The sequence below is a fragment of the Vicinamibacteria bacterium genome, from assembly GCA_035620555.1.
Classification (GTDB): Bacteria; Acidobacteriota; Vicinamibacteria; order Marinacidobacterales; family SMYC01; genus DASPGQ01.
Genome location: DASPGQ010000324.1, coordinates 1 through 6964, shown reverse-complemented (window position 1 = coordinate 6964; position 6964 = coordinate 1). Strand labels below are relative to the sequence as shown.

7 protein-coding genes are annotated in these 6964 nt (G+C 65.0%); 1 reads left to right on the top strand and 6 read right to left on the bottom strand.

Annotated elements, in window-relative coordinates; translation table 11 throughout:
- The coding region (locus tag VEK15_13345; GenBank protein ID HXV61677.1) for an ADP-ribosylglycohydrolase family protein at positions 1 to 565 on the bottom strand (565 nt) is incomplete at its 3' end.
- A gap of 10 nt (positions 566 to 575) precedes the next feature.
- On the opposite strand from VEK15_13345, the gene VEK15_13340 reads away from it, so the two are divergent.
- Positions 576 to 1208 carry a peroxiredoxin gene (locus VEK15_13340; protein ID HXV61676.1) on the top strand — a complete coding sequence of 211 codons (633 nt, stop codon included), beginning with the start codon at positions 576 to 578 and terminating at the stop codon, positions 1206 to 1208.
- Positions 1209 to 1242: 34 nt separating this feature from the next.
- On the opposite strand, the gene VEK15_13335 is transcribed toward VEK15_13340, so the two are convergent.
- From VEK15_13335 to VEK15_13315, 5 genes are all read right to left on the bottom strand, one after another.
- Positions 1243 to 2121: an alpha/beta fold hydrolase gene (locus VEK15_13335; protein ID HXV61675.1), complete on the bottom strand. Its 879-nt coding sequence runs from the start codon at positions 2119 to 2121 to the stop codon at positions 1243 to 1245.
- A gap of 143 nt (positions 2122 to 2264) precedes the next feature.
- Positions 2265 to 3161, bottom strand: a complete 897-nt coding sequence (locus tag VEK15_13330; GenBank protein HXV61674.1) for an endonuclease/exonuclease/phosphatase family protein — start codon at positions 3159 to 3161, stop codon at positions 2265 to 2267.
- Positions 3162 to 3294: 133 nt separating this feature from the next.
- Positions 3295 to 5067 (bottom strand): RecQ family ATP-dependent DNA helicase, encoded by a 1773-nt coding sequence (locus tag VEK15_13325; GenBank protein HXV61673.1) that lies wholly within the window; start codon positions 5065 to 5067, stop codon positions 3295 to 3297.
- Between the two features lie 79 nt (positions 5068 to 5146).
- Positions 5147 to 6082 carry a radical SAM protein gene (locus tag VEK15_13320; GenBank protein HXV61672.1) on the bottom strand — a complete coding sequence of 312 codons (936 nt, stop codon included), beginning with the start codon at positions 6080 to 6082 and terminating at the stop codon, positions 5147 to 5149.
- 4 nt (positions 6083 to 6086) lie between these two features.
- Positions 6087 to 6964: tetratricopeptide repeat protein (locus tag VEK15_13315; GenBank protein HXV61671.1), on the bottom strand; the 878-nt coding region annotated here is incomplete at its 5' end.

Below are 6964 nucleotides of genomic sequence, written 5' to 3'. Positions count from 1 at the left end.
CGTAACAGGCCACCGCCTGGCAGCAGCTCGGGTTCGGATGAGACAGGCTCGAGTCCTCGATGGCGAGACGAGCAAGCGCTTCGTCTACCAGGTTATGACCCCAGATGCCGAGAGGTGCGCTCCTCATGAGGCTCCCGTTGGCCTTCGATCCGGAGCACCGGAGCTCGGCCGCTTGCTTCATGCACGAAGCATAGCCGTCCCGATCGCAAACGCCGCTCCAGTCGGCATCTCGAAAGGACCCGAGCGAGGCTCGAGTCGTCGTCCCGATGTCGAATGGCGACGAGTCGATCCATCGCGCGTAGGAACGCGCGACCGCCTCGATATCGAAGGCGTCGGAATCGGCCAGTGCGTCCGCCAAACACAAAGTGAGCTCCATGTCGTCGGTCACCTGGCCGGGAGCGACTCCGAGCACACCGCCTCCGGGCATTCTCATCGCGTGGTCGACCTGCCCGGGAGTTAGCGGTCCTTGCAGAAACTCGAGCGTCCCGCCGGCGGCGTCACCGACGGCGGCTCCGAGCAGGCAACCGATCGCGCGGTCCTCCAGGACTGTGGTATCGGGGCTCATCGTGCCAAGTATGAGAGATGGGGCCGAGCGATCCAAGTCACCACGGATGGTTTGCCGCCGGCGACGCGCCGGGCTAGACTCCCGTCGTCTCTGGGCTTCGAAGAAGGAGATTTCGATGAAGAGATTCGCTCTTTGGACGATTTGCCTTTTGCTCTTCGCTAGCGGCCTTCTGGCCGCCGAGCTCACTGTTGGAGATGCCGCTCCCGACTTCGCACTCGAGGGCACGGATGGAAAAACCCATCGTCTGTCGGAGCTGAAGGGACAGACGGTCGTGCTCGCCTGGTTCCCCAAAGCCTTTACCGCTGGCTGAACGGCCGAATGCAAGTCGCTCCGTGAGAGCGGCGACGAGATCCGGTCGTTCGATGTCACCTACTTCGCCGCGAGCTGCGATACGACGGCGACGAACAAAGAGTTCGCCCAGTCGCTCTCGCTCGACTATCCTCTCCTGAGCGACCCAGAGAAATCCGTGGCCAAGGCCTATGGCGTGGTGACGGCGGAGCGCGAGCTCCCGTACCGCTGGACGTTCTACATCGGCGGCGACGGCAAAATCCTCTACATCGACAAGGAAGTGAAAACCGGAACCGCGGGCGCCGACGTGGCGGCTCGCCTCAAAGCCCTGGGGGTTGCCGCGGCGAACGAGTAGAAGCGCCCTCGGAGAAAGGGCGCATTCACGGCGGTCAGAGCCCGTGGTCGTCCAAGAACTCGATGACTCTTTCCTTCCAATCGGGGTTCAGGATCGCGCCGACGTGATCCACACCGGCGGCAATCCATAACTCCTTAGGGCCGGAATGGGCGTCGAAGATGCGCCGCACGACCGGCTCGGGCATGCGCGAATCTTCGCCGTCGACGATCGCGAGAAGGGGAGCGTGAATGCGTTCGGCCGCGGAGACGCAGTCGATGGCGTCGGCGTCGAAACCGGCGATGAGCTCGGCGAATGCGATCGAAAGAGGGATCCAGGGCATCCAGGACGGAAGGCCGAAGAAGATGCGGGCGTGATGGGTCACGGTGTTGCGGTAGGTGTCGTAGGGCGCTTCCGCGATGACGGCACGGACGTCGCGCTCGTCGGCCGCCGCCAGGAGAACGGCGACCGCGCCCATGGAGTGGCCCATCAGAACGAAGCCCGCGCCACCGAGCTCGGCCTCCCGGAGGTACCGCAAGGCGGCGCGCACGTCCTTCCTTTCGCGACCTCCCAAGGTCGTACGGGACCCCTCGCTTCCGCCGTGAGCCCGAAGATCGAAGAGGAGAACGGTGTGGCCCCGGTCGACGAGCGGCCGAGCGTGCTCCAGATAGCTCTCGAGCGTGTCGCCGAGCCCGTGGACGACCACGAATGCCGCTTGGTCGTGACCACCTTTTCGGAGCCAGCCCCGAAGACGGAGACCCTCTGAGCCGAAGGAGACGATCTCGTAGCCCGCGGTCGGCGTCGTGGAAATAGGTGATCGGAGGGTGCTCGTCATCGCGTAAGCAAAGGCCAGCGGAACGCCGACGATCAGTGCTCCCCCGTAGAGCGCGATACGAAGCACGATGCCTTGCGCTCGTGTGCGGCCCAGGGTGATCACGTTCTTCCTCTTTATAAACTGCTCAGTGCCGTGGCGGGACCCGTGGTCGATCGGCCGCCACGGCTCGGGCCGCTTACGGCGCGGCAGGCGCGCCGTGCTCGCTCCGCTCGCGCAAGGTGGACCGATTTTCTCGTCACCCTGCTCTAATCGACACGAAGATCGGCAACGACGGCGCGATGATCGGAGCCGTCGAGCGGCACCACGCGGACCGTGATCGGCTCCACGCCGGGTGATACCCAGATGTGATCGATCCGCTCGAGGGGCAGAAACGCCGGCATGGTGGCACTCCAGCCGGAACCGCGGGTGGTCCAGGCGTCGGTGAGAAAGACACGAAGCGGGTCGAGCGATGGCATCCGAGCGGGCGTGTTGAAGTCGCCGGCGAGGATGATGCCTTGGGCGCCCGTGGTCTCGGCGGTGGACCGGATGAGCGAGGCGAGCCGATCGAATTGTCCGACCCGCAACCGATAGTTCTCGAGCGGGTTCGCCTCGAGCGGGTCGACGAGCTGGAGGACGGCGGCGGGAAGCATCAGGTGGACGTTCGCGACGAGTATTTTTCTGCCCCGCACGTCGACGAGAAGGAGCTGGGGCGCGGACCAGGGACCCACTTTTTCCGTCGGCAAGATTTCGGCGGGAAAGCGAGTGAGCGTTCCCGGATCCGGCGTCCCATACCAGTCGAACCCTTTCCACACGGACAGGGGCTTGGAGCTTTCCTGAACCAGCACGATGTCCGGCTTCAAGGATCGTACCGCATCCGCCCACTCCGCGTTTTCGGCTCCGATGTTCCACGAAACGACGCGAATCGTGTCCGAAGGGGACGAAGCCCTTGCGCCCACGTGGCCAGGCCAGTCGGTCGTAGCCAGCGTAAATCCCAGGAGAAACAGGAACGCCATCCGACTTCGGAGGAGGGCCACGGTGGGCAGAAGGAACAAGGCCCAAATGGCCGACGGCGCGATCGAAAGCCAGTCGCCCCAGAAAGTCTTGTCACCCACGAAGCCATAGACGCCGGTGAGGGCGGTGATGAAGAGACAAAACGCGACCACAGACGGATTTCTTCGCAAAGACACGTGTTCGCTCACTCTCGTGACTCTTGGACGGCCGGACCGCCGCCAACAATGGGGGGCAGACTCCATCCTGCCGAACCATCGCGAGAAAATCAACTGATTGACGAACCGGCTATTCGTCCGTCGGCACTGACCCGACGCGAGTAGTACCCGGAGCCAGTCGCGGTGGCACGCCTTGGATCGGCGGGCGAGCGGTCCCGCGGCGGCGTTTGCGTCCGCGTCGCCTATTGCGGCCTCGCGGCGTCTTCTTCAAGGGTTGTAGCGGTTTGAAGAAAGAATCCGGGCGTCTGGCGCCCCCCTGGCAGATGTCGCAGCGACCGCAGGCGTGGCCTGTGGGCACCCCAAAGTACTCGCGCAGCAGCTGCGCGCGGCAGCGATCGGTCGTCGCGTAGTTCGCCACCGAATCGAGCCGATGCGCGTCGCGATCGCGGAGGTGCGTGAGCCGCTGGATGAGGAGCCGGCTGTCGCGCTCGAGGGCCTCGGCGGATACCAGCGGCTTCACGATGCCCGCGCTCGTCAACGAGACGAGCCCGGCGTCCTCGAACACGGCGACGAGCGCCTGGCCAACGCGACGCGCGAGGCCCGCCGTCCCCGCCAAATCGGATAGGCTCGGCTCGCGGCCTTCCTCGATCCACGAGGTCAACGTGGAGGCGAGCCGGAGGAGCTGATCGGGACGGATGCGGCTTCTCGAGAGCAGGAACTCGTGGATCTGCCGGTCCTCAGGATCGTAGAGAAGCACACAATGGGCCGCGTTTCCGTCACGGCCCGCTCGTCCCGCCTCCTGAACATACTGTTCCAGCGAGGCGGGTGTCTGATAATGCATGATGTAGCGAATGTCCGGCTTGTCGATGCCGAGCCCGAAAGCGCTCGTCGCTACCATGATCACGCGACGGCCGCGGCGCATGAAGAGCTCTTGCTGTTCCCGCCGCTGCTTACCGGTCATCTTCCCGTGGTATCGCTGCACCGGAATGCGTAGTGTGGCGAGCGCTCCATAGACGGCGTCGACGTCCCGGGTCGTCGAGCAATAGATGATGCCGGGTCGTCCGAGGCGGAGCACCAGACGGCCCAGCGCTCGGAGACGGGCGGCACCGCTGCAGGGGATCACGTCGAACCGCAGGTTGGGTCGATCGGGGCTCTCGGCGACGATCAGCGGATCTTTCAGATTCAAGATGCGAACGAGATCCTTCCGGACCGCTTCGGTTGCCGTGGCCGTGAGCCCCAGCGTCGCGGTCGCGCCGTAACGGCCGAGGACTTCACCGAGCCGGAGATACGCGGGACGGAAATCGTGGCCCCACTCCGAGGAGGCGTGGGCTTCGTCGACGGCCACCAGCGAGATGCCGCTCCTGGTCAGGACGCGACTCATTTCATCCGAAGCTAGAGTCTCCGGCGTGGTCATCACGAGAAGCGAGCCACCGCGGCTGAGCCGTTCGAGCGCCTCTCGGCGAGCTTTGCCGCGAACGGTGCTATCGAGCCGCACCGTGGGGATCTTGCGGGCGATGAGCTTCTCGTACTGGTCTTGGAGGAGGGCCAGCAGGGGAGATACGACCACCACGGGCGCCTTCAGGAGCATCGACGGCACCTGGTAGCATGCCGACTTCCCGAATCCCGTTGGCAGGACGGCGAGCGCATCCTTGTGTTTCAAGACGTGCTCGATGATGCGGGTTTGCTGCGGCCTCAATACAGCGATGCCGAGGCGGTGTGCCGCTCGATCGATCGGGGAAGAGGGAACGTCCCTTCGCCGCGCGGATCGGGGTGGCTTTCTCGCCCCGGGACCGTCCGCCCGCGTGCGGCCGCGCCTGCGTCGCCTCCCGGTCCGTCGACCCGTCCCAACCGATTCCTTGGCCATCGACTCACTATGCTCCTTCGTGAAGAGCGACGTCATCATGTCTCCCTATATCGCCCGAAATCGATCGGAGCGCGACGAGCTTCGGCGGCCGCTAAGCGCGCACAGAAGCCCAACGACGTCACGCCAGCGCGTGCTTCAACGGCGCCCGCGCATCGAGCCTTCGGACTCCCTCTTCGAGGGCCGTCTCGTAGGCCACCTGATACTCCGCTTCAGTGATCCGGCGGTGGATCTCGGGGTAGCGCTCTGTCTTGTACGCGGGGTAGTACTGGTCCATCAAGTTCACATAAACATCGGGAGAGATTTCACGTACCAGGAAGCGCATGACGTCGCGGGTCCCGGCGACGTCCCCGGGCATCACCAGATGACGAACGAGGAGCCCGCGTTTTGCTAGACCGAGATCGTCGAGGACGAGATCGCCCACCTGGCGCTGCATCTCCTTCAGCCCTTCGCGCACGGCGTCGGGGTAGTTGTCCGCCTTCGAGTAGCGCTTCGCCATTTCCGGATCCCAGTATTTGAAATCCGGCATGTAGATGTCGACGATGCCGTCCAGGAGACGAAGGCTCTCGAGCGAATCGTATCCGCTCGTATTGTAGACGATTGGCAGCCTCAGGCCGCCGTCGATGGCGAAAGGAAGCGCCTCCACGATCTGGGGCACCACGTGCTCGGGAGTGACGAAGTTGATGTTGTGGCAACCCACCCGCTGGAGCTCGAGCATCATCGCCGCGAGCTCTTGGGGGCGGACTTCCTTGCCCGCCGGCTTCTGGCTGATGTCGTAGTTCTGGCAGAAGACGCACTTGAGGTTGCAGTCGGCGAAGAAGATGGTCCCCGACCCTCGGAAGCCGCGCAGGCAGTCCTCCTCCCCGAAGTGTGGAAAGTGACTCGCGACGATCGCATAGCGACCGGTTCGGCAAACCGCCCTCTGGTCGGAGAGGCGGTCGACGTCGCAGTCGCGCGGACAGACGCGGCAGGACTTCAGCATCTCCCGGCCGCGCTCGACACGACGGCGGAGCTCGCCGCTGGCGTGGCATTCGAGATAGGCGGGGGTGTAGCCCATGGGTCTATTCTACTTTCTGGTTTTCCCCCTGAACCAGGGCTCGGAAACGCTCCTCGTCTCGCAGTCTCTCCAATGCCGGCTCGACCCGGGCCCGGGCGACGGTGAGGCTCGGCCGTGAGGCCACTGCCTTCTCGAGGGACTCGAGGGCGTTCTCGACGTCGCCGCGCAGCGCGTAAGCGCAGGCGCCGTAGTAGCGGGTGAAAGGGTCGTCAGCACCGGTCCGCACCCGGCGCTCGAAGGCCTCGGTTGCCAGATCGAGGGCCGCGCGCCCGGAAGCGACGTCTCCCATGCGCAAGTACGCTTCTCCGATGCGTTGATGGAGCTCGATGAAGACGCGCCCACGAAGCGCATGGTTCATGCGGGTAAGGAAGTCGCGCTCCTTCTCGAACTGGTGAACGGCTTCCTGGTAACGCCCCTGGAGCGCGAAGACCTGTCCGAGCCTCATGTAGGCCCCGACGATGACCTGCCCCTCGCGCCCCGACAGGAACTCTTCCTGAAGGACGACGGCCCGCCACGCCGCCGCCTCGGCCCGAGTCGTGTCGCCGAGAAGCGCCGTACAGTGTGCGAGCTGGAGCGCGGCCCAGCCGGACTGCGGGTCCAATTGGAGCGCCTTCTCGAAGAACTCGGCAGCTCGGGCGAAGTCGCCGCGGCCGATGAAGTGGATGCGGCCGAGCGTCTGATAGCCGGATGCCGCCGAGGGATCCAGCGCGAGCGCGCGCTCGACCGCCGCGACCGCCTCGTCCTCGCGTCCCACCGCGAGGAGGGCGACGGCGCGGGCACGATGGGCCTGAGCGAAGGTGGGACGAAGCGCCAGAGCGCGTTCCAGACTCGAGAGCGCGCGCCCATAGAGATCGGGCATGCTGAGATACTCCGCCTTGAGCT

Coding starts and splice junctions, on each gene's coding strand:
- VEK15_13325 (HXV61673.1), bottom strand. CDS start 5,067: ATGATGACGTCGCTCTTCACGAAGGAGCATAGTGAGTCGATGGCCAAG.
- VEK15_13320 (HXV61672.1), bottom strand. CDS start 6,082: ATGGGCTACACCCCCGCCTATCTCGAATGCCACGCCAGCGGCGAGCTC.